The following is a 25066-nucleotide window of genomic DNA, read 5'->3' on the forward strand; positions in this document are numbered from 1 at the left end:
CGCCAGTTGCCATATTACATTGTCACACATAGTAATATGTGTTACATTATATTCACGAGGTGAACGCGAGTGGGCGAAAGCAGTATCAGCAGTGATCTGATCCGCGGCAATATCGATACGATTATCCTCCGCATTTTGTGTGAGGGTGACAATTACGGCTATGAAATTATTAAATCCATCTTCAAATACAGTCAAGGCCAATACGAACTCAAGGAACCTTCGCTTTATACGAGCCTGAAGCGGCTGGAATCCCTAGGCTATATCACATCCTACTGGGGAAACGAAAGTCAGGGCGGCCGCCGCAAATACTACACGGTTACGCCGCATGGAATAGAAACGTACCACCGCAGCGTCGAGGCTTGGAAAATCGCCAAAAGATTGATCGATCAGCTGATTGAATCCGGGGAGGAATCGATTTGAATCCATTACAGGAGCATGTGGAAAAATTATTCGCGGGATACAAGCCCACGCCGCAGGTTCGGGAGTTAAAGGCTGAGATTCTGAGTAATCTGGAAGCCAAGGTTGCGGATCTGACCGGGGATGGCATGGAATACAGCCTGGCCGTGGAAGCAGCTAAATCCAATATAACGAGCGTTGAAGGATTGGTTGAAGAGCCCGCCTCCTATGAGGTAGTTAAATATCGGAGCGAGCTGCTGCAAACAGCGCTGCTGTACAGCCTGATCGCCTGGATCATCACGATTCCGATGCGGCTCTTCCAGGTTGCGGAGAATCTCAGCCTCCTGCTGCCGCTCATCGCAGTTGTACTGGGCATCCTTTACTTGTTGGTCCGCGGTTCCGCTGCCGGAGCCGATTCTAAGACAGCAAGTTTCAATCATACATCTGCGGTACGCTCCCGTACGCTGGCTTGGATCATATGGGGCATATTCGTACTGGCGATGACGATGTCTACGACGGCGGTTCATATGGGCAGCAACATCTGGTTCGGCAGGCCGCTGCATATTTCAGGCCCTTACCAATTTGGCACGCTTGCCGCACACTATGCCTGGCCATTAGTGACCATAATCATCCCGCTAATCTTTAGCGCCTCTCTCCGGCTCAAAATGAAACATGAGGCAGGTGGCAGGCATGTGGACTAAAAATAAAACCATTCTGCTGCTTGCAGCAGCCGGAATTTTGCTTTTTACCGCGGTTCAAGGCTTCGTTCTGCCGCAGTGGGACCGCGACAAGCAGGTATATGCTGCCGAGCAGCAAAGCCCGCTGACGCATGATCTGCAAAGCATCATGAAGTATCAGAACAAGTACATGGGCAACTTTTCGAATCTCTCCAACCTTAATCATGCACTTCCGCTGAACGAGATTCCAAGCACAATGGAGCTTCATCCGGACAGCTTGGCGGCCGACATTCTCTATCAAGCCGGGACGGCCGATCTGGATGAAGAAAGGCTTGAACGCTCACTGATATACAACGCTACAGCATCGTTTGCGCTAATCGACAACCTGCAGCAAATCCGGTTTAAGTTCGATAACCGCACTTATACCGCCAAGCGAACCAAGTTTGAGAACTGGTACGGCAAGAAGCTTTCCTCTCTGACCGATTCGCCGAAAATTTGGAAACCGGCCGTCCAGGAACCTCTCGCAGATCGCGCATATGTTACAAAAGGAATCGACAACCTGTTTACCGTTACAGATGTGTAGACAGGTTTTTCTCATGGAATTACGATGATGCCGGACGTAGATATTCCATCTTTCCTACATAAGAGGAATGTTTGTCCAGCAGGATGAATTAATTATATAATAAGGCAACAAAACCATATAAACGAAGAAATAGGGTGTTTCTCACATGTTTGGAATGATGGCCATATCCGGCTTATCCTTTTTGCTTGTGGCAGTGCTTATGCCCATGCTCATTTGGGCACTTCGAAGACTGAGGCTCACGCAGCCAATCCGCTCGGAACTCCCGGCAGACCACCAAGCCAAACGCGGAACGCCTCTGATGGCCGGGCTGATTTTGATGATTGGCGTAGCGACCTCGCTGCAATCCCATCCGGTACCGCTGATGCTGCTGCTTTGCGTTACGTTCCTATTGTTCAGCTCAGTTGGCTTCCTGGATGATTTCAAAAAAGCTGCTTGGCAGGATCCCTCCGGCATTTCCGGTCGCATGAAGTTGGTGCTGCAATTCATTTTTACAGGCGTCATTCTGTATATGCTGCTTCATTCATTTGGTTTGACCAGTGATATTGCATTTTTCCAAGGGACTCAGCTCCATCTGCCTGTGTATGCCTACGTAGCTGTCATGCTTTTGTTCGTGGTCGGCTCGGCCAATGCCATTAATTTTACGGATGGTTTGGACGGCCTGCTGATTAATGTGGCAATCCCGACTTACTTTTTCTTTTTCATGATATCGGACAAACCGGAAGTGCAAACCTTCTCGCTTGTGATGATCGGTTGTCTCCTGGGCCTTTTTCTGTACAATATATATCCGGCACGGGCCTTTATGGGGGATACCGGATCGCTCGCCATCGGAGGCTCCTTGTCCGTCTTGGCCGTGATTGAGAAGGTCGAAATCCTGATTCCCATTCTGTTCTTCGTGTATCTCGCCGAACAACTATCGGTCATTTTGCAGGTGTGGTATTACAAACGGACCAAACTGCGGCTGTTCCGGATGGCCCCGATCCATTACCATTTCAGCCTCAAATACGGATGGAGCGAGAATAAAATCGTCATGATTTTCGGTTTCACATCCTGGTTATCCGTGCTAATCTGCTGGCTGATCTGGAAGTTCCTGATGTAGAAATTCATCTATGATAAACATACATATGAGAAATATCCGAATGGCTGAATCTTAAGAGATTCTTACCTTATCGCCGTGTTCACTTGGGAAATCGGATGTCAACGGATGCTTTGAGCATCTTTTCTTCCTTAACCAAAAAAGAAGGCCGGGAGCTGTTCTCCCGGCCTTCTTGCATATGCGAGATTTTCCCTGATGCCGCTTAATATGTCCACCAGTTGCCGGACATCACAATCATGGAGAACAGTTTGATGCTGTCTTCATAATAGCCTTCATTGGAACTTCCTGCCGTTTTGGTCCACACGGAATTCAGCCAGCTTTGGTTGGCGGAGGAAGTCATGGCACTGACACCAAATGGTGCGTAGAACGCGCCGCTGCCGCCGGAGCCGGTAACAGTACCGTTCAGTTTATAACCGTCCTTCACGCTGCTTGGATTGCTGCTCACTTTGCCTTTAATCCATGTGTTCATTTGATCAAGCTGACTCAGGGCGCGGTTATCACCGCTGATCAGATAGTCAGTCGTGATCCGCCAAGGCGTACGGCAGGAGTTGTAATCGTAGAAGCCGTCATTCGATCCCTCCAGGAAGTTCGCGGAAGCAGGCTTGTACGTTGAGCCCGACAGAACCACGAAATCCGGAAGCAGCCCGGTTGACGAGCTGTAGCCGCTATAGAGCGAGTTGATAATGGTATAGGTCTTGTCGATCACGTTCGTCCACTTCGTATCGCCGGTTGCCGCCTGGAATGCCTTCATGTGATTCAGCATAAAGTCGGATGGGCGGGTGGCATTCTTGTAAGTGTTGTCCGTTGCCCAGTCGCCTAGACGGAGCGTCCATTGCGACTGGTTCACGTCACTTTGCATGATGGCATTAATGATGTCTTTGCCCGCTTGGAGATAATTGATGCTGCCGCTGCTTCCCCACTGCTTGTCCGCGAGGAGAAGAGAATAAGCAATGTCCATATCCCCATCCGTCGCCGAGTCAGCTCCTTCGATGTTCTGGAAGCTGCTGTTTTGTTTCCAAGCCATCAATTTCGAGTTGTTGTCGCTTGGATGAGCCTTATAATATTGATAAAGTCCGTCAAAGTAGGTCTGCGCGTTGCTGTCATAACCGGCCATTAAGACGGTTGCCAGCATGCCGTAGCCATGGGCTTCGGACACCGTATCCCCATTGGACTCGTATTTCACGTAATATTTTCCGGTACCGGCCGGCTTCAAGTAAGCCGATTTCCAGCTGTCCCATTTGGACTGGACGGCGCTGTCCATCGCGCTTTGCGTGATGTTGCTCGGTTTGATCGTACCGCTGGTATATGTCGTATGCTGCGGGAACGGCTTGTTAGGAGAGGCGAAAGCGAATCCTGCCGGAATCAGAAGAAAAGCGAGACAACACATCGTGACAGCCTTGCCGCTAAACGAAAATTTCCTGTTTTTTCTCATAAACTTACGCTCCTTTAGGTTCAAATGGGTCTTGATCCATGACATAACCTTGAAGCCGTAAAGCAGTACTGCACCCTGATGAATCAGACGATGATTCACGATGAATGGCGGCCTTCACCCCCTTGTTAAATTAAAGCGCTTTAACTTTAAAAACGCTTACACATAGTTTAGGACTATTCCTAATATTTGTAAATAGAATTTAGGGAGATTGAATCTAAAGTCCCGAATCGACATTTTACAGAAAAAACCCCGGGATCAAATGTCCCAGGGTTTCTAATAACCATCCCGCGTTCTTACGTCCATGCCCACATAAAACCATCGCGATCCCATGCGATCCGGCCTCCATGAAGCTTGCGGAAGGCCTTTTTCACTTCCTTGGACAGCGAAGCATTCCCATTCTCGTTCACAAAAACAAAATCCTCGCCGAAATTTTCGCGCACATATTGAATAGCATCGGATTGATACAGATTGCCCTTAAATCTGATCTCCTCAACCATCCATTCGGCTACCTGCTGAGGCGTATATTCCATCATGACATCGATCCCTTCCATCTGCGTTCACCTATTATAACAGATCGGTTCCGGAAGTCGATTGGCAAGGCGGATGACACTAAGCGTTAAATTTGCGGATCTGCGCTATTTGGCCTGCGTGCAGACCGTTATGGTATAGCACTCTTCCAAGTGCCTCGCGCGGGGTCGAAACACCGAGCGGCGAAGATACCGGAATATCCCAAGACTCCTCTGACAGCGAACGCATCGCCATCGTCAAATGTCTGTCGGATTCCTCCAGGAATCGAAGCAGTTCCTTATGATCCGCGTATTCCGGATGCTCCTTCGTACCGTCACTGGTTAAATATACGACGCCCTCAGGCTGCGCTGTTTGAAAAAACCATTCCGCGAACATGTACTCTACCTCGGCATTATGGCGCAGCATCCAGCCTATGGAAGAACCCTGGCCTGACAAATTATGAGACAGTTCTTCTTCACGAAGTCCCAGCGCCAATTTATAAAAGCGGTCCCGGACGGTTCTCCAAATCGGGTGTACGGCTTCAAACGACATGAGTCCAGCTCTCCTTCCTCATTTTGGAGTTTACTTATTGCTCATTGCTTGCTCTTTCCCTTGCTTAAAACCATGATGTGAACTCTTGCCAGTAAGCCTTGCCTAAGATCTTTAATAATTCCTGTTTGCGGTTTCTCGCTTATGACTATTGCTTGTCCTTCTTCTTATCGACCACTACATGATCAAAGCGTTCCCCGGACAAATCCACATCAAATGCCTGACCAAAGCCGATGACATATCTTCCATGCAAAGGCGTCAGCTCAAACAGTGAAAAATCCAGCCCGCGCAACATGTTCATCATTTTATCGCCGAACTTCAAATTGAATTCCCCGAAAATATCCTCATAACCATCATTGCCGATGTTTTCCGACGTGCAGGCGAAACGGGCCCGCTCACGGGCAAAGGTGTTCGGCGTTTGCGACTCGTCGGCAATCATCATGACATGAATCTGGGCATTCTCCTCCACATACCGGTAATGATCAGAAATTTGGCTGATATAGATGTAAAGCTTCCCGTCCACTTTCACAAATGGAGCATAGCTGATAAAAGGCGCCCCGTTCTCGTCCAGCGTGCTGATGATCAAGGTGGTGCGGCTATCCATAAAAGCCGTATAGCGGGTCTTAGTAGTCTCAATATCGATGGTTTTCATCATGCATACCTCCTGCATTAGTCGTAATGTATATCAAGCTTCTATTGAACTCTTTAAGAAGACTGGCTGCATTTAGCGAAGTTTTTCTAGCGATATTTGGATCCACTCGCTTATAATGAGGCAACCTGTGTCCTGCGGATCGGATGAATGCGCGGATACTGCGCGTTACGAACGAATTCTACCTCTGCCTCCACGCCGTATATCTCCCGTATGGTCGCTGAAGTCAGCACTTCCTTCGGCTTGCCCGTTAGTGCAATATGTCCTTCGCGAATAACGCAAATGGAATCGCTGTAAGCACTGGCTTGGTTCAGATCATGAAGCACCATCACGGTTGTGATGCCCAATTCCTGGTTTACGCTTCGTACCAATTCCAACACCTCTAGCTGGTGCGCAATATCGAGATAGGTTGTCGGTTCGTCCAGCAGAAGCACCTTGGGCCGCTGCGCCAGCGCCATGGCAATCCAGGCCCGCTGCGCTTCTCCTCCGGACAGCGATACGACCAACCTTTTGCGGAAGGCATCCAGTCCGGTCTGGGCGATTGCCCAGTCGATAATCGCATAATCTTCAAGCGATAATCTGCCGTACCATTTCATATGCGGCAGCCGCCCGTAAGACACCAGCTCCTCCACGGTCATATCCGCAGGCGTCTGGTTCGACTGGGAAAGAATGCACATGAGCTGCGAAATCTGCTTATTGGGCATAGATCTGAGTTCACGGCCGGCAAGCCGTACCGTTCCGCTCTCGCAGGGAATCAGTCGGGACAAACCCTTGAGCAAAGTCGATTTCCCCGAACCGTTCGGACCGATAATGGACACCATCTCTCCCTCGCCGATTCGCAAATCCACATTGTGAATGATCCTTTTTCCGTCATATCCAATTGTTACGTTGGTTGCTTCCAGCAAATTAGATGTCTCCCTTCCGCATCAAATACAGAAAATACGGGCCACCGGCTACAGCCATCACAATCCCTGCGGGAATATCAAGTGGTGCAAACAGGGTCCGCCCTGCCGTATCCGCTACGAGCAGCACCAGTGCACCGAGTCCCATGCTCATCGGCAGCATTTTGCGATAATCCGATCCGACGATCATTCTTGCCATATGGGGCACGACCAGACCCACAAAACCGATCATACCTACTGTAGAGACCGACACGGCTGCCAGATAAACCGCTACGAAAGAGATTATCAACCGAATTCGATTGATATTTTCACCCAGATTCAGCGCCGCCTGCTCTCCCAGTCTCAGCACATTGGCCTTGCGGATGCAAAACAAAGCAGCAATCCAGCCAATCACCGAATAAGGCAGCATCACCGTGAAATCTCCCATTCCCTTGCCCGACATGCTTCCGTTAAGCCACTGAAGGGCCCCTGGAAGCTTATCGCTGTAGAGAAGGGATAACAAGCCGATGATACCGCCGAAAATCGAGTTCACGGCCACACCGGATAAAATAACCCTTACCGGCGTAATTCCTCGCTTCTTCCAAGCCAGCGCATATACCATGACAGCGGCAACGCCGCCCCCGGCAATCGCGGCGATGGGGATAAACGACGAATACCCCGGTACGACCAGTAAAATAAACAGTACGGCTACAGCGGCACCGCTGGAAACCCCCGTGAGTCCGGGATCGGCCAGGGGATTATGCATCACAGCCTGCAGCAGTGCACCCGATACCGCCAGGTTCAAACCGATAACGGCAGCGAGCAAAACGCGGGGGATACGGATATCCCACAAGATCGTATCCGATACCTGTTCTCCGTATCCGGCGAGTGCCTTTACGATTTCCACCGGCGAAAACTTCACGCTCCCGAGCCCTATGGAACATATCATGGCAATGATCAGCAGAATAAAGGTGGTACTGATGGCAAAGCTTTTTGTTTTTTTCGTGTCCAGCACCCTTCTTATTCCTCCGTTCAAATGTGTCTCATTATGTGCTCAGGTTAGATCAAGGGTATAAAAGACCCAACATTTCTTTATAGGCGTCCGAAGCCTTTACGATGGATGCTACTCCGAAAAGATTATAATCAAGCGCCTGTACGCGTTTGTTTTTAAAAGCATTCAGCTTTTCCCATGCGCCGTTTTTCTTCACGTCCGCTTCAAACTTCTGAATGGCAGCCTCTGGATCACCATGTGACACAAGCAGGATTACATCCGGATTGGCTGTTACCACATTCTCCATATTGAGCGGCAAATAGGTTTCTTCCGATTTCAGCACGTCCGTTACGACGTTGGAAGCCCCAAGCTTCTTCGCAATACTGCCGGCAAAGGTATTTTCATTCATCATCATGAAGGATTCCGCCGAACCGAACAGCAGCATGACCTTCGGTGCCGTTTTCCCTTGAGCCTGGCTTACGGCATCCTTCTCTTGTTGTTCCATCGAAGCGATGAACTCGTTTGCCTTCTGTTCCTGATTAAACACGCGGCCCAGAACCACGGTGGATAATTTAAGCTCTTCCAGCGAGTCGGAAGGCACATAAGCTGTTTTGAGCGAGGCCGGTTTAAACTGTTTTTCCAGACTGTCTTTGATCGATTCCGGTCCCAAAACCACGTCTGGTTGAAGCTTCGTCACCTGCTCCACATCCGGCTTCAGCGCAGAACCGATCGGCTGAATGTCTTTGAATTTCTCCGGAAGTGCAATCGTAGATGTCGGTACACCTACAGGTGTCACATCCAATTCATTCAGGATTTCCGCGATGGCTACCGATGCTACTACGACTTTGGACGGCTGCCCTTGAAACTGTGCTTGCAGCTCCGCTGCCTTTGTTTCGTCTACTTGCACGGCCGCAGAGTCGGTTGTATTGGATTCCGTTTTCGCATCCGCTTTGGTATCGGTCGTTGCTGCTTCCGCCGTTGTTTCTTTTACGGGTGTTTCTGTGGTGGAAGACTCATTGCCACATGCCACCGTTGTCGCTAAAAGTATCAGTACAGCTGCGTAACCCCACTTGCTATTTATGTATTTCACGTTGCAGATACACTCCCTCAGATATGTAATTGATATTGATTATCAGTTTCATCAAGAAACATACTAACATGGCGCTGGCGGGAAGACAATACTAAATGAGAAAAATTATCATTCTCATCTATATGCGGATAAATACTACATCAACCGCGATATATTCCGCCCCGCAAAAAAAAGGCCGCCCGGGCAGAAAGGGAGAACCCCCTTCCCGGGACAGCCTTGAGATTTACTTTCCTCATTCTTAAGGATTTACATTGATGGTAAACGTCGATGTATTATTTTTGATCGGTGTCACCGTGTTCAATATTTTTAAATTATTGAATGTGACGGAGCCAACAGCCGGACCTTGACCCGGCTCAGGCAGCTCGTTGGCCCACAGTCCAACGCCGGATTTGGCATCAAAGGCATCGCCGCTCTTTTGCGCGCCGGAAATCGTAATGTTGGTGAAAATGGTATCCTTGATCGGATTTTGCGGCGCGTTACCGACGTAGTTCGTCTGGAACATAATACCGTGATAAGTCGGATCAATGATATCCACATCACTTACCCGGATGCCCTGGAATACCTTGGAGGCCGAGAAGAGCCACATCGCCGGGAAGGTCTGCTGGCCCCAGAAATGGCCGCCTGCACGAACGATTGAAATGTTCTCCAGGTTGGTCGTCGGCGATGCACCGAATCCGTTCATCGCATAGCCGAAGTCCAAGGAGCTGATGGTCACGCCGGAATAACACAGCGTATCAGCGATATAGATATTGCGGAACGTGTTGCCGTAACCGCCGTACACTGCAAGCCCTGCTGCCCGCCATGTGAGGAGTGACGTCAGATTCTCGAATACGTTATCCTTCTCGTCGGCACCGCCTGCATCAATGGCAGAGAACAAAGCGAAGCTGTCATCGCCGGTTGCCCTTGCCTCAATGTTGGTAACGAGGTTGTTGGTGCTGCCGTTCGTCATATTGATGCCATCCGCAAACAAGTTGCGGATCCGGGAGTTCTTAATCGTCATGTAGTCGGTATTGGCCCCCCAGTACATGCAGACCTGGTGCTCCACCCAGATGTTGTCGATGGTCATATTGGCGACATTGGAGAAATCGAATACTTTGCCCGGCCCGTCAATGCGGGACGTATAATTGCCGAAGTATGCAAAGTTCGCAAAGGTCGATCCGTTCGCCGACGAGGTCGCCGAGAACCCGATATCGGTGTTGGTCTGGTTGGACGGAGCCACAAATCGGGTGTACCATGGGCCTGCTCCGGTGATTTTGACGGCCTTGCCGTACACCTGGAATTTATTCGATGTCTGGTACGTGCCTGCCGGCAGGTAGACACCTACGAGATTGCCGGTGGTATCCATGCGCACCTTATCAAGCGCATTTTGCACGTCCTGATGGGTAAATCCGGCTGGTACGACGTATTTCGCCGGGTCCGGATTCGCAATCGGCGCTACCTTCTCCAGGTTGATGAAATCAATGGCATACTGGCTAGTATTTGCGGCATCTTTTTGCAGCTTGATAGTACTGTTTGCCGGAATATTGGAGTCGAACATGATGTTGGCTTCATCATAGATATGTCTTGGCGAGCCGGCAGACGGGCTATTCCCCGGATTCGTTTCGTTGCCGTACAGCCAAGCGTACTTGGACGTCAGATCGATGGTCTTCGTAAAGACCCCGTTCACGTAAACGTTCAGCGTCGTATTCATGCCATCTCCTCCCGGAGCATCCGGTATGGAGAAACGGACGACGAGCGTATTCGTATCGGCTTTGGTCGTAAACTGCACGTAGCTTCCCGTCGTATTCAACGTAACCGCTTTGCGGCCCGAAGCTTCGCCCGCGATATCGCCGATGTTGCGGTTCGGACCCACGATAGCTGCGCCGCCGCCGATCACGCCATCCTCTGCTTCGTACATATCGTATGGCATATTCGCCCCGCGGCCCACGAAAAAGGATTGCGTCGCGACATTATTCGCCTGCTTCGCAGGCAGTTCATTGGCATCCACGCCGATTTCCGTTTTTACGTTATATTTGCCGTTGGCTGCGGTCCAGCTGCCCAGATTCACCGGAGCCGCCGAAGCGCCGCTTGCAATAACGCCTGTTGTAGACCCGGTCAACGTCTTAAGCACGGCGCCCGTGGTAGCATCACTGAGTGTTAGCTTAATGGAATGAGCGCCTCCTGCCGAGGCCATCGTTCCTTGATTCTTCACCGTGACGGAGAAGTTCACGGTATTACCGGCCGATGGATTGCTTGGCGACCAGCTGACGGAGGAAGCGATCAGGTCTGAGCTTTGCACCGCACTGATCACCAGGGAGGTTGAACTCGTATAACTGTTATTGTCCTCGTTCTGCTCGATGACCGTGTTATCCTCGTCAACCTTGGAGCTGACCGCATACGTGCCCGCATCCTTGGCTCCCAGATTCAGGGTCACGTTCGCGGAGGCACCTGCCGCCAAGGCAGGGACTGGTGACGTTCCCACTTTCGTCGTGCCAATATAGAAGTTTACATTCGTAGCGGCAGACGCCGACGTGCCGATGTTCTTGACCGTGGAGGTCAAAACGATCGCGTCTGTTTCCACAGGCGAAGCCGGAGTCCACGACATGCCGGTGATAGTCAGGTCCGGATTGGTGGACGGCGTGCCGATGACCTGAAACTCGGCAATTTGGCCACCGGAGGAACCGGTATTTGCAGTGATTTTCAGCTGCACGGCGCTTGCCGTAGCGCTTACCGGAATCGTCACGCTATTTCCGGAAGCCGGATTGAACGTGTACTGCGCGGAAGAAACCAGACTCGTGAAATTGGACGAGTTCTGATCGTGTCCGAGCACTTGAATCGTTTGGGTGCGTGCGGCCCATGCACTGTCCGGATTCAGTTTCAGCACGATCGACGAGATATCCGCGTTAGCGCCCAGATTTACGGTCAACGTATTCGGATAGCTGCCGCCCGATCCTTCCCAATAGGTTGTCAGGTTGCCGTCATTGGCATTGGCGGCGTAATAAATGTATTCGTTCGAGGAAGCGGTGACCGGCTTATTCAGGGCCAAGTTGGTGCCCGTTCCACCGCCACCGCCGGTACCGGTACGCGTGACCGTGTTACTGGCTGCAGATACATTTCCTGCCGCATCCTTGGCTTTCACATAATAGGACACGGTCGCTGTGGTAGGCTGGCTGTCCGTGTAAGTCAGGACATTGCCGGCTACGTTCGCACGGAGGGCCCCATTCGCATAGATGTCGTAACCCGTGACTCCGACATTGTCTGTAGATGCGGTCCAGGTCAACTTAATCTGGCCGGATGAAGGTTCAGTATACGCGAGGTTTGCCGGAACCGTCGGCGGCGTGGTGTCCCCTGCCGGCGCTTGCCCGTAAACTTCGAATTCGGAAATCTGACCAGCTGGCCAGGCCGTGTTGGCCGTAAACACGAGCCGTACATATCTGGCGGATGCCGAAGCAAAATTGATCGTGACTGTGTTACCGCTGGACGGATTGAAAGTATAATTTGCAGAAGCTGACAGATTACTGAAAGACGAACCGTCGCTGCTTCCCTGTACGCTGAGCGTCTGCGAGCGCGTCTCCCAGCCGCTTGGAGGCAGCTTCAGGATGACCTTATTCACATTATATGAGCTGCCAAGATCCACCTGGAGCCACTGTGGAAAGGCATTGTTATTGCTCTCCCAATAGGTGGATGCGTTGGAATCGCCCGCATTCGAAGCCGTATAGGTCTGCGTATACGAGCTGGCGGTCATCGTTTTGCCTGCAGCCAGGTTGCCGGCTTCAACGGCGGCAATAACGGCATCCGAAGCCGTCAGCTTCGCTCCGGCAGGGTCGGAAACATTATCGGATGCCGGCTCCGCGGCGGGGTCAGATGCCTTTTGTGGATCGGCGGAAGGCATTGTGGTTTCCGGTAGCTGCACCGAAACAGCAGATTCTCCTGCAGAAGCTTGAATCGAATCTGCAGGTGAAGCGGGATCAGCAATTGCGGCGGAAGTGCCGGAAAATGGTACGAGAATAAGCAACATCACGAGCAGATACATTGTCACCGATTTTTTCAAGGCATGAACTTTCTTTGCAGCCATACTTGGACCTCCTGGTATCAAATATAGAAAAGCGTTTTCATACTTCTGCCTTGTTCTGATAGGTTCGTTTTTTTGCGGCTTGGCCTCAGCCCCGCTATTATCGCCTCCTTTTGCGCGTCTCAGTGCCAAAACAGGAGCTTGTGTTAAAGTCAGGTCGATCTTTAGATGGATGGGAGTGTGTGTGCTGTAAGGACATTTCGGGAGTCGGCTAAGCAGCCTGAAGCTGAAACGTTAATCGAAAATGCTGTACGCCTTAGAGCACGCAGTTGTTCGCCCTCCCGAACATTTGTGTCCAAATCGGGGCGAACGGGGGAGATTAAGATGTGACAATACTATAAGTCAGACTGTTGGCTTTGACGATGCGCGTTTGTACGATTTTCATGTCAGATGGTATGTTCGCAGGCGATCACGAAACTGAGGATTCCCTGCAGTCTTCCTGTTCTTACACTGGAACGATGACTGCTAGAAATTCCGATTTTTCCGGGCATTCGACTTAGCTGAAAACGGATGGCAAATGAAAGAACCCGACAGAAGATGCTCTGGCGGGTTCTTTCTTGTTCTTTAATTTGAAGAATGTAGAGGCCGAAGCGACAGCTTGCGCGGCTGCATTAAATACGTTCCCGCAATCCGGTCCGCGTGCAGCTCCAATGTGTATTCGCCCGCCTCTGCAAAGTGAAGTTCGCCAAGTTCAACGCTGCGGAACTCGTAGGGACCTCCCGTCGACTGAACCTCCGAAAGAATCGTTTGACCAGGGGCTTCCAGACGGAAGGAGCCTCCTCCCTCATCACCGCAGCCGTATTCCAGGCTTACCGCAAAGGTGCAAGGTCCGGCTACGCGCACCTTCCAGGATGCATAATCCTGTAGATAAGCCCAATCCAGCAGGTTATCGCGGTTCTTTTTGCCCGTATCGTAGCGGAGGGCCGTTCCGGTGATTTCGCTCTCAAAGACACCCAGATCATAAACATGGGATGCCCCGTCACCGTTCATAAGCAGCCTGACGGCGTTCCCGTTCACCAATCCGGAGCATTCCACGGCCAGCACAACAGGCTTGCCGTCTTTTGCTTCCAGCTCTCCCGCAACCAGCCGTACGACAAGATCGCTGCTTCCCAGCCACTGGTATTCCAGGTCTTCTCCGCCTGCAAGCGGATAGATGCGCTTTACTTGGCTGAGCAACCCTGGAACCACCAAGTAGCCATCGGCAGGCGGCTCAAATACATGCAGATACAGCGTCTGTCCCTTTAAGGTGCATCTGCCCCAAGATGGCTTGGCGGTCGGCGAAGCGCCCGCGCCGTAGATGCCGTCTCCGTTGACGCGCAGCCAATCTCCCACCTCCAGCAGAATCTGCTCGGAGACCGGGTCCCATTCCCCCGTCCCCGTCGGGCCGACGTTAATGACCAGGTTGCCATTTTTGCTGACCACGTCAACGATTTGACGGATGATCGAAACCGGGGACTTCCAGTTGTTGTCGGATTTCTTATATCCCCAGGAATCATTGAGCGTGATGATGTTCTCCCAATCCTGGCGAATTGTCCGCGTTTCCAGCTGATTATCCGAGGTATTGGCATAATCCCCAAGCGGGCTTTTCCAGACGCGGCTGTTCACCAGGCAATCCTGCTGGAGCGCATGGACGGTGGTGAGGAACAGCTCTCCCTGCTCCCTTGTCAGCTTGCCGCCACAGTCGAACCACATCAGTCCGACCTTGCCGTATTCGGTCAGCAGCTCACGCACCTGAGGCAGCGATTTACGATGCAGGTAATGGTCGAAGCGCGAGCGCTTATCCTCGTCGCGAATCCAGCTCTCCACATCGTCATACGCGCCGATGTTTCCCGGATAATCCCATGTGTTTCCCTGCGAGTCGGGATCATGCCAATCCATCGCATGCGAATAGTAGATGCCGAGCACAAGACCTTCCTCGCGGCAGGCATCCTCCAGCTCCCGCAGCGGATCACGGCCGAACGGGGTATGCCTGACGATGGAATAGTCGGAAACCTTCGAGTCGTACATGGCGAACCCGTCATGATGCTTGGCGGTAAAAATAATATATTTCAGCCCTGCCTGCTTCGCCGTCCGGACCCACCTGCCGGCGTCAAAGGAGGTTGGGTTGAACTGCTCTGCCATTTCCTCGTAAGCCTGCACCGGAATGCGGGCCCGCAGCATGAGATGCTCGCTGTAAGAAGCCTCGATCTCCTCCCCATTCCATTCGCCTGCCGGAAGCGAGTAGGGTCCCCAATGGATAAACAGACCGAGCCTGGCTTCCCGCCACCAAGCGATCCGCCGCTCGTGAACATCGTCTTGTCCGGTGCCCGATTCCTCCTTCAGAGCCTGCAGCGGATCGTCTAGAAGGTTCTCTTCCTGTTGAACGGAACCCGTTTTTTGCAAATCGGTCTGATCTCCCATGATTGTCGATCCCCTTTCCATGTCCTTTTCTATATCCCTTACCAAGTGAAAAGCATTCTGTATCCGCGGGTTCTTTACCAGAACCGCCGTTTCGAGCCGCGAAGCTTAGAGACAGCCTCCACGAAGAAATAATCGCCGTAAATGAGCGGCGTATCGATATGCACTCCGCCAGGCAGGTTCGAGGTTCCGGACAAAATCAGTCCTTCCTCATCCTCCCGGTCCCAGGCGCCGTATTGTTCATCCAATGCACGGATCAAACGCGCAGCAGCTTCCAGGTACATTTGGCCTTCGCCCTCCGGCAGGCAGTCCGCCAACTCGATCAATCCGCACGCGGCGCAGGCCGCAGCCGATGTATCCCGCGGCGTGTCCGCGTTCCGCGGCGCACGGAAGTCCCAATGCGGCACATAATCCTCCGGCAGATTCGCCAGGAAGAAATGGGCGGCCCGCTTGGATCCGATCAAAAACTCTTCATTGCCCGTATATTGATACGAAAGCAGCATGCCGTAAATCGTCCAGGCGCTGCCTCTCGCCCAGGCTGAATTTTCCGCATGTCCCTGTCCGGCATCGGCACCCACCAGTTCGCCGGTTTCCGGATCAAAGCGGAGAATATGATAGCTTGATCCATCCGGACGCATGAAATGCTTCAGCACGGTTTCCGCGTGAGCGGCGGCGATATGGCGAAAACGCGGATCGTTCGTCGTTTCCGAAGCCCAGTACAACAGCGGCAGGTTCATCATCGTGTCGATAATCGACCAGCCCGCGCGGTTCACAGTCTGTGTGTCATGCCATGCGCGGATGTAGTTGCCCTTCAGATTGAAGCGGCTGGCCAGCTGGGAAGCCGCCATCAGTCCCCGCTCCTTCGAGCGCTCACTGCCCGTAATGCGGTAATTGGCGACGGAAGAGAGCAGCCAGATAAAGCCCGAGTCATGATGCACGGCCAGCGCGTTCAGCGGCTCATCCAGACGTTCCTCGCACTGTTCGGCGATCGCCTTCAGCTCGGAATGCCCTCCGTCCGCCGCCAAATGCCATAGAATGCCCGGCCAGAATCCCGCCGTCCACCAGGATACCCTCATATCGTCATATACGCCGTTCACGGAAGCATGCGGACAGCTAACGCCGATCCGGCGGCTGGTCCGCCCGACCTTTTGCTCGATTTTGTTCCACACGCCATCAGCCCAGGATTGGACAGCTGGAGACAGCTGTGCGTACTCGGATTTCGCGGTCTGGTTTAAAGTCTGTTCACTCATTGTGTAAATCCTCCTCTGTGTGCTTTAGTCCGTTATCTATTCCAGCGGCAGGCGGGTCTGCGCAAAGCGCCAGCCCGTAATGCTATACCTGCGCTCCGGACCGCCATTTGCGGCCGTTCCCGCAAATCGGCCGTCTGCAGTTTGGGTAACGCTGACCTTTCGCCAGCCGTCGCCGCTTTTTTCATAATCAAAGGTTTCGCCGTCATCGTCATACAGCAGCCCTTCGCCGGGCACCGATCCAAAGTGGATCATTTCGATCGGAATCATAGTATCGCCTGCAGGCACATGATCCAGCGCCGGCATCATCGGGATGACGGCTCCTTCCCGTATGAATAGCGGCAGACGCTCCAGCGGGCAATTCACATGGACGATCCGGCCGCCTTCATGCCGCACGCCGGTTTCGGCTTCATACCAGACCCCGTCCGGCAATAGCACGTCACGTCCCGTTTCGCCGGCAAACATCGGAGCTACCAATAGATCGCGTCCGATGCAAAATTGATCATCCCATTCGCGTTCGGTTTGCTTGCCGTAGGCTCCTTCCGTCGTATTAAATCCGTTAGGGGATTCCCCTTCGGTGGAAGCATGGAGTCCTGCTCCGGTTGGATCGCCCTTCTTCGGCTTCTCAGCAGCCAGAACGAGCGGCATCGCTTGAAACGGCGGCGTCCCTTTCATCTCGTACTCGGCAAACACCGTATATAAATAAGGCAGCAGGCGCATCCGCAGGCGGATGTAATGCTTGACGATGGCTTCAGCCTCCGGATAGCTCCATGGCTTGACCCCGTCTCCCCACGCGTTCAGCATCGCAAGCGGCGAAAAGCAAACCGTCTGCATGCGCCTTACCCAATCCTCCGCGCTGTCGGCCCTGCGCACCTCCGGGGTCCACAGCAGCCCGCAAAATGAAGCATTGCACAGCGCCCTGACGAATTGGCGGTGATCATACAAATCCGAATAGAGCACATACGGCAAATTAGACGCTCCTGCATTCGAGGCACGGACGAGCCCGTAGGTTCGCCGGTTCTTCCCGCGGTAGAGCCGGTCCGTCATGTCCTGCAGCAGCAGGCCATACAGCTGCCGCATCTGCTCCCCGTCATGTCCGGACGGGAATTCGGCATGCGCCGGAAACATCCAGGAATTGCGGGTCAGCTCGCTGCCGTCACATTCATCCAGCTTGTAGCCCGATACGCCAAGGCTGACGTGCTCCCGGTCGTGTTGGTCCGAATACAGTTTGCGGGCTTCTTCCAGCGTATAATCGGGGGCGAGCCCGCCCCATACCGAATAACTGCCCGACAGCTTCCGCATGCAGTCATACAATGCCGACTCCGGCGATAGGTACGGATGCTCCCATAGGTTGACCTGAAAGCCGGACCTTTTCATTCTGCCGACAAACCCGGCCGGGTCGGGAAAACGGACCGCATCCCATTCATACGTGACGGGATAGCTCGCCGAATGCCAACCGGGCTCCAGCCCGATGACGTCGCAGGGGATATCCCGTGCCCGGAATTCCCTGGCCTCCGCTTCAACCTCAGAGTCCTTGTAAAGCGTGGGCACGCGGTGCCAAAAGCCCAACCCCCAGCGGGGCGGCAGGGTGCCTCCTCCGCAGAACAAATTGTAGCGCCGCACCGCATCCTGCATGCCGGGTCCGGCGAACAGGTACACGTCGGCGCCCTCCTGCGGCAGGCGGATTTCCAGCCGGTCCGAGACCGGCGTCGCCTTCCAGCCGCGATCCATGTTGCGGTCGCGGGCCTGTGCGGCTGCATCTTCCTGCTGACGCAGCGCCGAGCCGCAGTAAAAGGTGACGGCTCTGGCGCTGTCCACCAGAATGCCGTATCCCCGGCCGCTTACCAGAAAAGGAACCGGCGCATGCGTCTCGCCGGTATCTTGCTTCGGATCGCTGTTCACCCGCAAGTACCGGGTCCGGCCGCGCTGGTTCATGCGCATGAACTGCAGACCCGTGCCGTACAGCTCCTCCCCGGGATCCAGCGGCAGCGACAGCAGGCTGCCGCCCGCTGTCAGAATTCTCAGCTCGATCTCCTCTTCGCTTAAAGGCCAGTTTCCCTCAGGCAGCTCCTTCATCGCTTCAGTTCTAGGCTTCCGGTTCAGGCAAGTCAGCGGGGTCAATCCCCCCGGGCTGCCAACCGTTGCCTTCCAAACGCCCGGCGCCGCTTGAGTCCAGTTGATTTTCTGCATGGGTCAGTCCTCCTTGAACGCGTCACTTGCCGCCGATAGCGGGATGACCATATTCCATGTGTTTTCCGCCTGGCGAAACCCTCCAGGTCCATCGGCAACGGCGGCAAACATATGCGTAGGTTTGCCGTCCTGAAACAGCAAAAACGGCCGTTCAAAGCTGCCCATCACCCGTTCCTGACCATCGTCCCATACCACGGTTCTCGAATAAGCCTTCCGGCTGTCCGCGAGCTTCCAGTCCGTGCCGTTCACCGACACCGCAAGGATGCCGCCGTGCTTTTCGCCGCACAGATGACCTTCCATATCCTTCGCGATCATGGCGTATCCTTCTTCGGTCCGCCAAATGAACGGATCTTCCACATGCACCTGCGGCGGAAACAGCGGTTGTTCGCTGATCACATGATAAGGACCTTCAGGAGTGTCCGCTTCCGCAGCGCCAAGCGTCATTTTTCCGTACGTATGCCCTTCGTATCTCCGCGCCTTGTAGATCAGCAGCACCGATCCGTCTTCCCGAATGCAGGGAGCGGGGTTAGATGTCAAATAGCTGTCGAACTTGCCCGGACGCACCGGCAAAATCGGAGCATCCATCCGCTTCCACGGTCCAAGGACGCTGTCCGCCACTGCCAGGCCGACCCGTTTACCCGCCCTGGCCGCAATGACCCGGCAATCGTCCATTTCAACCGTATCTCCGGGCTCCGCCTCGGCGAATGGATGCGTGGACCCCATATAGTACAGCAGGAATTTGCCGTTATGCCGGATGATATGCGGATTATGGGTGCTGCGTCCGTCCCAATATTCCGCTCCCCTCGCCGGGAGTACGGTTTCCGCGTACTCGTATGGCCCTTCCGGCGTGTCCGACACCGCACGCACGATCTCGGAGCGGATCAGCCAGCCCGGATGCATCGGCAGCCACTTGGGCCACCGCGAGGCAAACATATGATAACGCCCGTCTTCACCGCGAACGACCGATCCGCACCACACCCACCAGTTCTCCATGCGGAAGCCGCCGCCAACCGGCGCGGGCAGCATGCGTTCCTTCAGCGAAAAGGACATTACGCTCCCTCCTGCCCGCTTAAGCCATATCGTTTGGCCGCGCTGCCATACAGCCATTCCGAAGCGCAGTAGAGCGCCCCTTCCCGGTCTATCCAGCCTTTAGCCACCTGATCGTCCAGAAAATCGGCGAGCAATCTTTTCACGACATGGATCTTGCCGTAGGTCCATTCGATGCAGCGGGCATCGGACACGATCAGCGAGCTTTTCAAAGGTGCCAGCGCTTCGAATCGGTACTGCATGCTCTGGGTATATGCACTTGCCCGGAAGTTGTACCACCACATGCCGCCGACATGCACGTTCGGGAAGTTCCATGCCGCCTGTACCACGTCCAGGTTGCTGAGCTCCGCGGCGGTGACCAGCTCGAACGGGATGCTGTAACGCTCGAACAGTCCGTACAACCGGACCACCCGCAGCGAATCGTTCACCGGTGCTGCGGCCGTGCTGCCCCATCTGCGCTCCACGCCCAAAAACAGCTGCAGGAACATGCCCAGGCTTTCAAGCTCGGCGCATATTTCATGCAGAAGCATGAACATTATTTCATCGGAAGCCGCGCCGCTGATTGCATACTCCTCATGCGCAGCGGCTTCATAATTGGAGAGCGTCGTCATGATGCCCGGACAGCCTGTCTCATGATAGCCGCGAAGCTGCTTCTTGATATGCATTTTGGCTTGTTCCAGAGCCTCTTCCCGGTTATCCGCCTGGGCCACCTCCTGCACCAGCTTCGGCAGCCATCCGTCAATCCGCGGAAACAACAGCGCGTGATCCCTCATCCCGGCAAACGCGGCATGATCGGGATGATTGACCGCAAAGCGACGCACATGCAGCCGATCCGCGACGCTTTGCGCCCAGCCTGCCTCTTTGCTGCGCGCCCTAATCCGTTCATCGGCTTCCAGGATCGATGCCCTATCGGTAAGCTCCACGCCGTATAAATCTTTAAGGATAGTCGTGAACGCAATGTTCATCAGCGTGTTGCGCGAGGCTTTGTATGCCTTCAGAAAGGCGTCCATTCGCTTTTCCTCCGGCAGCTTTTCCGCCTCCGCAGGATAGCCTCCGGTCTGGAGCTCGCGGTTTAACCAGAAGTAGTCCGCGATCTTCCAGAAGTCCTCCGCGCACAGATGGTCTCCCACCAAATGGGTATGCGTATCGATCACGTCCATCGCCATGATGTCATCCAGCAAGGATGCTTGCTTCATACGGAATCCTCTCCTTCGTTGCCTGCTCATGTATTTTCCGTTGCTTCTTCCAGCGCTTGCTATTGAAAAGCCGCTTCAACCACAACCGGTTGTCCTGCCTGAAGTTCTACCTGCACGCGGATGGGATCCTCCCCAGTCAACATAATGCCGTTTGCAGCACTTTCCCGAAGGCGTGGCGCGCGATCCGAAATCCCGGTGCCTGCCGGCAGTTCCACGGTTATGCTCCCAGCGGAGGCTGCCCTAAGTTTCACGGCTAAATGGCCCTTCTTCCGGTCCCAGTCCACATCCACTTCGATGTTCCCGCAGGCGAGCATTCCATGAGCCCGCCCCCGGGTCCAACGATCAGGAAGCGCCGGCAGAATCCGCATCAGTCCGGGTTCGGAGTACAAGAGCATTTCCTGCACGGCGGCCGTCCAGCCCATATTCGCGTCGATTTGGAACGGCGCCCAGTCCATCGACAATCCGATGCCCATATTCCGCCAGTCGTTATGAAGCGTATAAAAGTTGTTGATAACCGCCGAGCGGCTCAGCAGATCCAGGCATTCCAGCGCCAAGTTGCCTTCGCCGAGGCGGGCGTACAGATTGGCCATATGGGCCAGCGACCAGCCGGTCTGTTCCTTCAGGCCAACGACCAGCCTTTTCTTCACGGCGGTCAGGAACCCGTCAAACAAAGCAGGCTCCTTCCCTTTCGTGATTTCCTTGCCTGGGAACATCGGATACAGATGCGACTGGTGACGATGATGGTACTCATCGGCATACGAGGCATGCATCCATTCACGAACCGCCCCGTCTTCATTGATCTGGTAAGCCGGAATCCGGCCGAGCAGATCTTTCCAGACCGGGACTTCCCCAAGGTACAGCTTCTCTTGCTCGGCTCCGTCCACCAAGCGGGTCAGCACCTCTTTGGCGATCGCAAAATCCATCGTCGCGTTGACCGTCGTTCCCTTCGGTCCGCCGGCCCTATTGCCCGGCCTATTCTCAGGCGAGTTGGACGGGCAGCTAATCAGCTGTCCATCCTCTCCCGTCATGAAGAAATCCTCATAGAACAAGGCGACCTCCCTTAAAAAGGGTAGTGCTCGTTCTCTTAAAAATTCGCGATCCTGCGTATACAGGTAGTAATCGTAATAATGCTGCGCAATCCAGCCCGCCGCCCCGGTCCAGTGGATGATATGCGGCGTAACCGTCTTGATCAGGCCCGAATCCGGCGCTGTCGGAGCCGGAATGAAAATCCCGCGGCAGCCATAGATATGTCTGGCATTCAGCCGGAAATCATCCATTAGACGCTCCACGTAATCGAATACCGGCAGCAGCAGCTCCGGCATCCGGCCGCTCAGCGCCTGCCAATAAATCATCTGCAAATTCTCGTTTGCCATATTAAAGGCCCAGAAGCCGCGGTATTCCCCACACCACAAGCCGTACAAATGGCATGGGCTGCCGCCCTCGCGGGAGCTTGAGACCAGCAGGTATCTGCCATAAGCCCACATTTTCTCCTGCATGGCCAGAGGCGCCTCGCCCTGATAAGCTTCAAGCAGCAGCTCCTCGTTGGAACGCTCGCGTCCTTCGGCACCAAGGTCGAGTGACATGCGCCCGAACAATTCCCGGTGCTTGCGTACATGGGCTGTCAGAAGCTCGGCGTAGCTGCGTTCCTCCGCGGCCAGCTCCGCCACAAGGCGCTTCCACTCCTGCTCCCGGCGGCCGTGAACGAACATGCGCAGCAGCACCAGTACTCCATCCGCCCCGCTGATCACTGCCTCAGGCCCGTCAGCTGTCAAGCTCCCCTGCTTAGGGATGATTCGGGCCACGGCGCCGAAGTCGGTACCGTCATCGCTTCGCGCTGCGTACCATACATAGGTGCCGTCCGATCCCGTTTCCGCCTCCGTGGGAAGCGGAGCCTCAGGCCGCTCCGGCGGCCGCTTCACATCGGCCGGATCGTGCAGGCCGAGCGACAGCCTTGCCTGAATGGAACCTTGGTTCTCCGCTCGCAGTTCCATCACAATCATGTCTTCCGGACGGGATGCGAACAGGGCCCGCTCGAAAGCGGCCCCCCTGTCCTTCCAGCGAACGGTAACTTCGCCGGTCTGCATATCAAGCTCACGGGAATAGTGCTTGAAGCCCGCATCCACATCCGACACGATCGTGAGATCCCCCAGCGGCAGCGGAACAGCCATCACCGGATCATATCCTTTGCTGTGAAGTTCATCAACCAGGACCGGCTCGGCCTGCGCTTCCTGCCCTTCCATCATTAGCCGGCGCAATTCCGGCAGCCGTCCGCTGACGTCGGGCAGTTCCGGCGTTCGGCTCTGCCACCACAAGTCGCCATGTGTCAGCATCACCGTCTCCCGGTGCACCGCTCCATATACGGCCGCGCCAATGGTGCCGCTGCCAGTCGGCAGCGCCTCTCGCCACTTGGCACCCCACCAGGAGGCGGGGGTCCTTAGCTTCAGCTTCCAGGGATGCTCCGTGTTCATGCCTCACACACCTTTCTTCCCGTCTTCTTGATCATTCTGCGGTTCATCTTATTTGTGGCGGCTCGATTGGTTCAAAATGCCCTCATTGTTTTTAAAGCGTTCGGTAGCTTCCTTGACGATGTCATTGCCGCCTTTTTGCTTGTATTCATCGATAACCTTCGGCCAATTCGAGATCGGCTCTTTGCCGTAGATCATTTTCACCATGTGGTCGATGATCAGCTTCGGCGCCTGATCCGGACGCTTGGACGCGAGATCCGGATTCTTACTGAACGACTCCAGCTCTGGCACGAAGCCGATACCGCCGATGCCTTCGTCAGCCAGTGTTTCGTCCAGTGCTTTCAATACGTCCATCCCGCCAGGAAGCAGCTCGGTACGCTCGCGGTTAATCGTGGCGTCGCCGACCCATCTTAACAGGGATCGGAAGCCTTGCTCGTCATTGCCCGCCTTGTCGGTAGGGAATTTGTATTCGATTTTGCCATCTTTCTCGGTATAGTTTTCGCCTTCGATGCCAAAGCTGAAGAATTTCGTTGCTTCAGGCGTCTGCATCCAGTCGAACAGCTTGATGATCCGGATCGCTTTTTCCTTGCTGACTTTGCTGTTGATATACAAAGAGGTATTGACTGAGCTGTACAATCCGTAGCCCTTCATGCCGCTATCGCCTTCCGGAGACGAAATGATGTCCACTTTGGCATCCGGTACGGAAGCCTGCACTTTCGTGCGGAAATCAAGCAAGCTAGCGGCATTCGCCGTCCAGATTCCTGCATTTCCCGCTTCGATATTCTCGGAATATTGCGGTGCTTGGATCGTGGCGAAGTCCTTCTGGATCAGGCCTTCGTCATACATCGTTTTGTATACGGTGAGCGCTTTTTCCATATTTTCCGCATTGAAGAATTTCGGTACGACTTCGCCATCCTTCTCCATGAACTGATAGCCGAGCGCATCGTAGGCTCCGAAGCCGATATCGGCATATTTGAAGTTTTCGCGCGCTTGGTACGGCGCAGGAACGCCCAGTTTCTTGAATGCGCGCATGACGTTCAGGTAATCATCCATCGTTTTCGGAACCGGAAGCCCCGTTTTTTCGAGCAGGTCGGTACGAATGTATGTCGCGCGGCGGGAAGGATTACTTATCCACGTCGGCACGCCGTAAATTTTTCCTTTATAGCTGACTTCGGCCCATGCTTCCTTCGGAACCGCTTTCATGATGTTGGGTGCGTATTCATTAAGCAAGTCATCGAGCGGCATGAACACGCCGGCTTCAATGGAGCCCGACATCGATTTATCTGTTGCACCGCCGACGTTTTGCACCACGTCAGGGATATCCCCGCCCGCATACATGACGGCCATTTTCGAGTCAAAGTCCTTCAGTGGAATCATGCGCATGTCGACGTCGACGTTGGCCCGTTTTTCGAATTCTTTTACCCATTTGTCGCTGTTTACATCCTTGGAGCTTTCCGCGTAAGCGTTTCCACTTGTTGTCAGGGAGATGGAGAATTTAAGCGGTTTTGATTCATCCGAGGCGTCGGCTGCTTCTTCCTTCTTGCTGCCCCCGCATCCTGCAAGTCCTGCTGTAAGAAGTGTTGATGCCAAAATCAGGCTGACCCATTTCTTCATTAGACCTTTCC

The 25066-nt window shown here is 54.0% G+C and carries 19 protein-coding genes; 4 read left to right on the forward strand and 15 right to left on the reverse strand.

What is annotated here, in order from left to right; genetic code table 11:
• Positions 1–69 precede the first annotated feature (69 nt).
• From GRF59_RS20430 to mraY, 4 genes are all read left to right on the forward strand, one after another.
• Positions 70–420, forward strand: coding sequence for a helix-turn-helix transcriptional regulator (locus GRF59_RS20430; protein WP_160499558.1), 351 nt, complete (start codon positions 70–72; stop codon positions 418–420).
• Positions 417–1097 (forward strand): hypothetical protein, encoded by a 681-nt coding sequence (locus GRF59_RS20435; protein ID WP_160499559.1) that lies wholly within the window; start codon positions 417–419, stop codon positions 1095–1097. Before GRF59_RS20430 ends, GRF59_RS20435 begins: the two co-directional genes overlap by 4 nt.
• Complete coding sequence (locus GRF59_RS20440) at positions 1087–1656, forward strand: DUF4825 domain-containing protein (RefSeq protein ID WP_160499560.1); 570 nt, start codon at positions 1087–1089, stop codon at positions 1654–1656. The genes GRF59_RS20435 and GRF59_RS20440 overlap by 11 nt, the downstream gene beginning before the upstream one ends.
• 154 nt (positions 1657–1810) lie before the next feature.
• Complete coding sequence (mraY, locus tag GRF59_RS20445) at positions 1811–2752, forward strand: phospho-N-acetylmuramoyl-pentapeptide-transferase (protein ID WP_423802972.1); 942 nt, start codon at positions 1811–1813, stop codon at positions 2750–2752.
• Between the two features lie 199 nt (positions 2753–2951).
• Here the strand turns inward: mraY and GRF59_RS20450 are convergent, their stop codons facing one another.
• The 15 genes from GRF59_RS20450 to GRF59_RS20520 form a co-directional block, all read right to left on the reverse strand.
• The gene (locus GRF59_RS20450; RefSeq protein WP_160499562.1) at positions 2952–4181 is read right to left on the reverse strand and encodes a family 8 glycosyl hydrolase; all 1230 of its coding nucleotides are present in this window, start codon (positions 4179–4181) and stop codon (positions 2952–2954) included.
• 293 nt (positions 4182–4474) lie between these two features.
• Positions 4475–4711, reverse strand: coding sequence for a DUF6953 family protein (locus tag GRF59_RS20455; RefSeq protein WP_160499741.1), 237 nt, complete (start codon positions 4709–4711; stop codon positions 4475–4477).
• A gap of 79 nt (positions 4712–4790) precedes the next feature.
• The gene (locus GRF59_RS20460) at positions 4791–5240 is read right to left on the reverse strand and encodes a DinB family protein (RefSeq protein ID WP_160499563.1); all 450 of its coding nucleotides are present in this window, start codon (positions 5238–5240) and stop codon (positions 4791–4793) included.
• Positions 5241–5385: 145 nt separating this feature from the next.
• The gene (locus GRF59_RS20465) at positions 5386–5889 is read right to left on the reverse strand and encodes a HugZ family pyridoxamine 5'-phosphate oxidase (RefSeq protein WP_160499564.1); all 504 of its coding nucleotides are present in this window, start codon (positions 5887–5889) and stop codon (positions 5386–5388) included.
• A gap of 110 nt (positions 5890–5999) precedes the next feature.
• Positions 6000–6791, reverse strand: coding sequence for an ABC transporter ATP-binding protein (locus tag GRF59_RS20470; protein WP_160499565.1), 792 nt, complete (start codon positions 6789–6791; stop codon positions 6000–6002).
• A 1-nt stretch (position 6792) separates the two neighbouring features.
• A complete protein-coding gene (locus GRF59_RS20475; RefSeq protein WP_423802970.1) occupies positions 6793–7782 on the reverse strand; it encodes a FecCD family ABC transporter permease in 990 nt (329 codons plus the stop codon).
• A 49-nt stretch (positions 7783–7831) separates the two neighbouring features.
• Positions 7832–8848: an ABC transporter substrate-binding protein gene (locus tag GRF59_RS20480; RefSeq protein ID WP_341480117.1), complete on the reverse strand. Its 1017-nt coding sequence runs from the start codon at positions 8846–8848 to the stop codon at positions 7832–7834.
• A gap of 238 nt (positions 8849–9086) precedes the next feature.
• The gene (locus tag GRF59_RS20485; RefSeq protein ID WP_237391934.1) at positions 9087–12902 is read right to left on the reverse strand and encodes a discoidin domain-containing protein; all 3816 of its coding nucleotides are present in this window, start codon (positions 12900–12902) and stop codon (positions 9087–9089) included.
• 561 nt (positions 12903–13463) lie between these two features.
• Positions 13464–15299, reverse strand: a complete 1836-nt coding sequence (locus GRF59_RS20490; protein ID WP_160499566.1) for an alpha-L-fucosidase — start codon at positions 15297–15299, stop codon at positions 13464–13466.
• Positions 15300–15373: 74 nt separating this feature from the next.
• The gene (locus GRF59_RS20495) at positions 15374–16546 is read right to left on the reverse strand and encodes a glycoside hydrolase family 88 protein (protein WP_160499567.1); all 1173 of its coding nucleotides are present in this window, start codon (positions 16544–16546) and stop codon (positions 15374–15376) included.
• A 36-nt stretch (positions 16547–16582) separates the two neighbouring features.
• A complete protein-coding gene (locus tag GRF59_RS20500; protein WP_160499568.1) occupies positions 16583–18733 on the reverse strand; it encodes a TIM-barrel domain-containing protein in 2151 nt (716 codons plus the stop codon).
• A gap of 3 nt (positions 18734–18736) precedes the next feature.
• Positions 18737–19783 (reverse strand): glycoside hydrolase family protein, encoded by a 1047-nt coding sequence (locus GRF59_RS20505; protein WP_202128775.1) that lies wholly within the window; start codon positions 19781–19783, stop codon positions 18737–18739.
• Positions 19783–20976, reverse strand: a complete 1194-nt coding sequence (locus GRF59_RS20510; protein WP_160499569.1) for a glucuronate isomerase — start codon at positions 20974–20976, stop codon at positions 19783–19785. Before GRF59_RS20510 ends, GRF59_RS20505 begins: the two co-directional genes overlap by 1 nt.
• 59 nt (positions 20977–21035) lie before the next feature.
• Positions 21036–23444: a glycosyl hydrolase family 95 catalytic domain-containing protein gene (locus GRF59_RS20515; RefSeq protein ID WP_160499570.1), complete on the reverse strand. Its 2409-nt coding sequence runs from the start codon at positions 23442–23444 to the stop codon at positions 21036–21038.
• 48 nt (positions 23445–23492) lie between these two features.
• Positions 23493–25055 carry an extracellular solute-binding protein gene (locus GRF59_RS20520; protein WP_160499571.1) on the reverse strand — a complete coding sequence of 521 codons (1563 nt, stop codon included), beginning with the start codon at positions 25053–25055 and terminating at the stop codon, positions 23493–23495.
• Between the last annotated feature and the right edge of the window lie 11 nt (positions 25056–25066).

Origin of the sequence: Paenibacillus dendrobii (assembly GCF_009807035.1) — a bacterium.
GTDB lineage: Bacteria > Bacillota > Bacilli > Paenibacillales > Paenibacillaceae > Paenibacillus_AQ > Paenibacillus_AQ dendrobii.

What these genes read in the sequence shown, in the direction of transcription:
- GRF59_RS20505 (WP_202128775.1), bottom strand. Translation starts at nt 19,783, where the DNA reads ATGTCCTTTTCGCTGAAGGAACGCATGCTGCCCGCGCCGGTTGGCGGC.
- GRF59_RS20520 (WP_160499571.1), bottom strand. Translation starts at nt 25,055, where the DNA reads ATGAAGAAATGGGTCAGCCTGATTTTGGCATCAACACTTCTTACAGCA.
- GRF59_RS20500 (WP_160499568.1), bottom strand. Translation starts at nt 18,733, where the DNA reads ATGCAGAAAATCAACTGGACTCAAGCGGCGCCGGGCGTTTGGAAGGCA.
- GRF59_RS20485 (WP_237391934.1), bottom strand. Translation starts at nt 12,902, where the DNA reads ATGGCTGCAAAGAAAGTTCATGCCTTGAAAAAATCGGTGACAATGTAT.
- GRF59_RS20460 (WP_160499563.1), bottom strand. Translation starts at nt 5,240, where the DNA reads ATGTCGTTTGAAGCCGTACACCCGATTTGGAGAACCGTCCGGGACCGC.
- GRF59_RS20450 (WP_160499562.1), bottom strand. Translation starts at nt 4,181, where the DNA reads ATGAGAAAAAACAGGAAATTTTCGTTTAGCGGCAAGGCTGTCACGATG.
- GRF59_RS20495 (WP_160499567.1), bottom strand. Translation starts at nt 16,546, where the DNA reads ATGAGTGAACAGACTTTAAACCAGACCGCGAAATCCGAGTACGCACAG.
- GRF59_RS20455 (WP_160499741.1), bottom strand. Translation starts at nt 4,711, where the DNA reads ATGGAATATACGCCTCAGCAGGTAGCCGAATGGATGGTTGAGGAGATC.
- mraY (WP_423802972.1), top strand. Translation starts at nt 1,811, where the DNA reads ATGATGGCCATATCCGGCTTATCCTTTTTGCTTGTGGCAGTGCTTATG.
- GRF59_RS20440 (WP_160499560.1), top strand. Translation starts at nt 1,087, where the DNA reads ATGTGGACTAAAAATAAAACCATTCTGCTGCTTGCAGCAGCCGGAATT.
- GRF59_RS20515 (WP_160499570.1), bottom strand. Translation starts at nt 23,444, where the DNA reads ATGAACACGGAGCATCCCTGGAAGCTGAAGCTAAGGACCCCCGCCTCC.
- GRF59_RS20510 (WP_160499569.1), bottom strand. Translation starts at nt 20,976, where the DNA reads ATGAAGCAAGCATCCTTGCTGGATGACATCATGGCGATGGACGTGATC.
- GRF59_RS20490 (WP_160499566.1), bottom strand. Translation starts at nt 15,299, where the DNA reads ATGGGAGATCAGACCGATTTGCAAAAAACGGGTTCCGTTCAACAGGAA.
- GRF59_RS20465 (WP_160499564.1), bottom strand. Translation starts at nt 5,889, where the DNA reads ATGAAAACCATCGATATTGAGACTACTAAGACCCGCTATACGGCTTTT.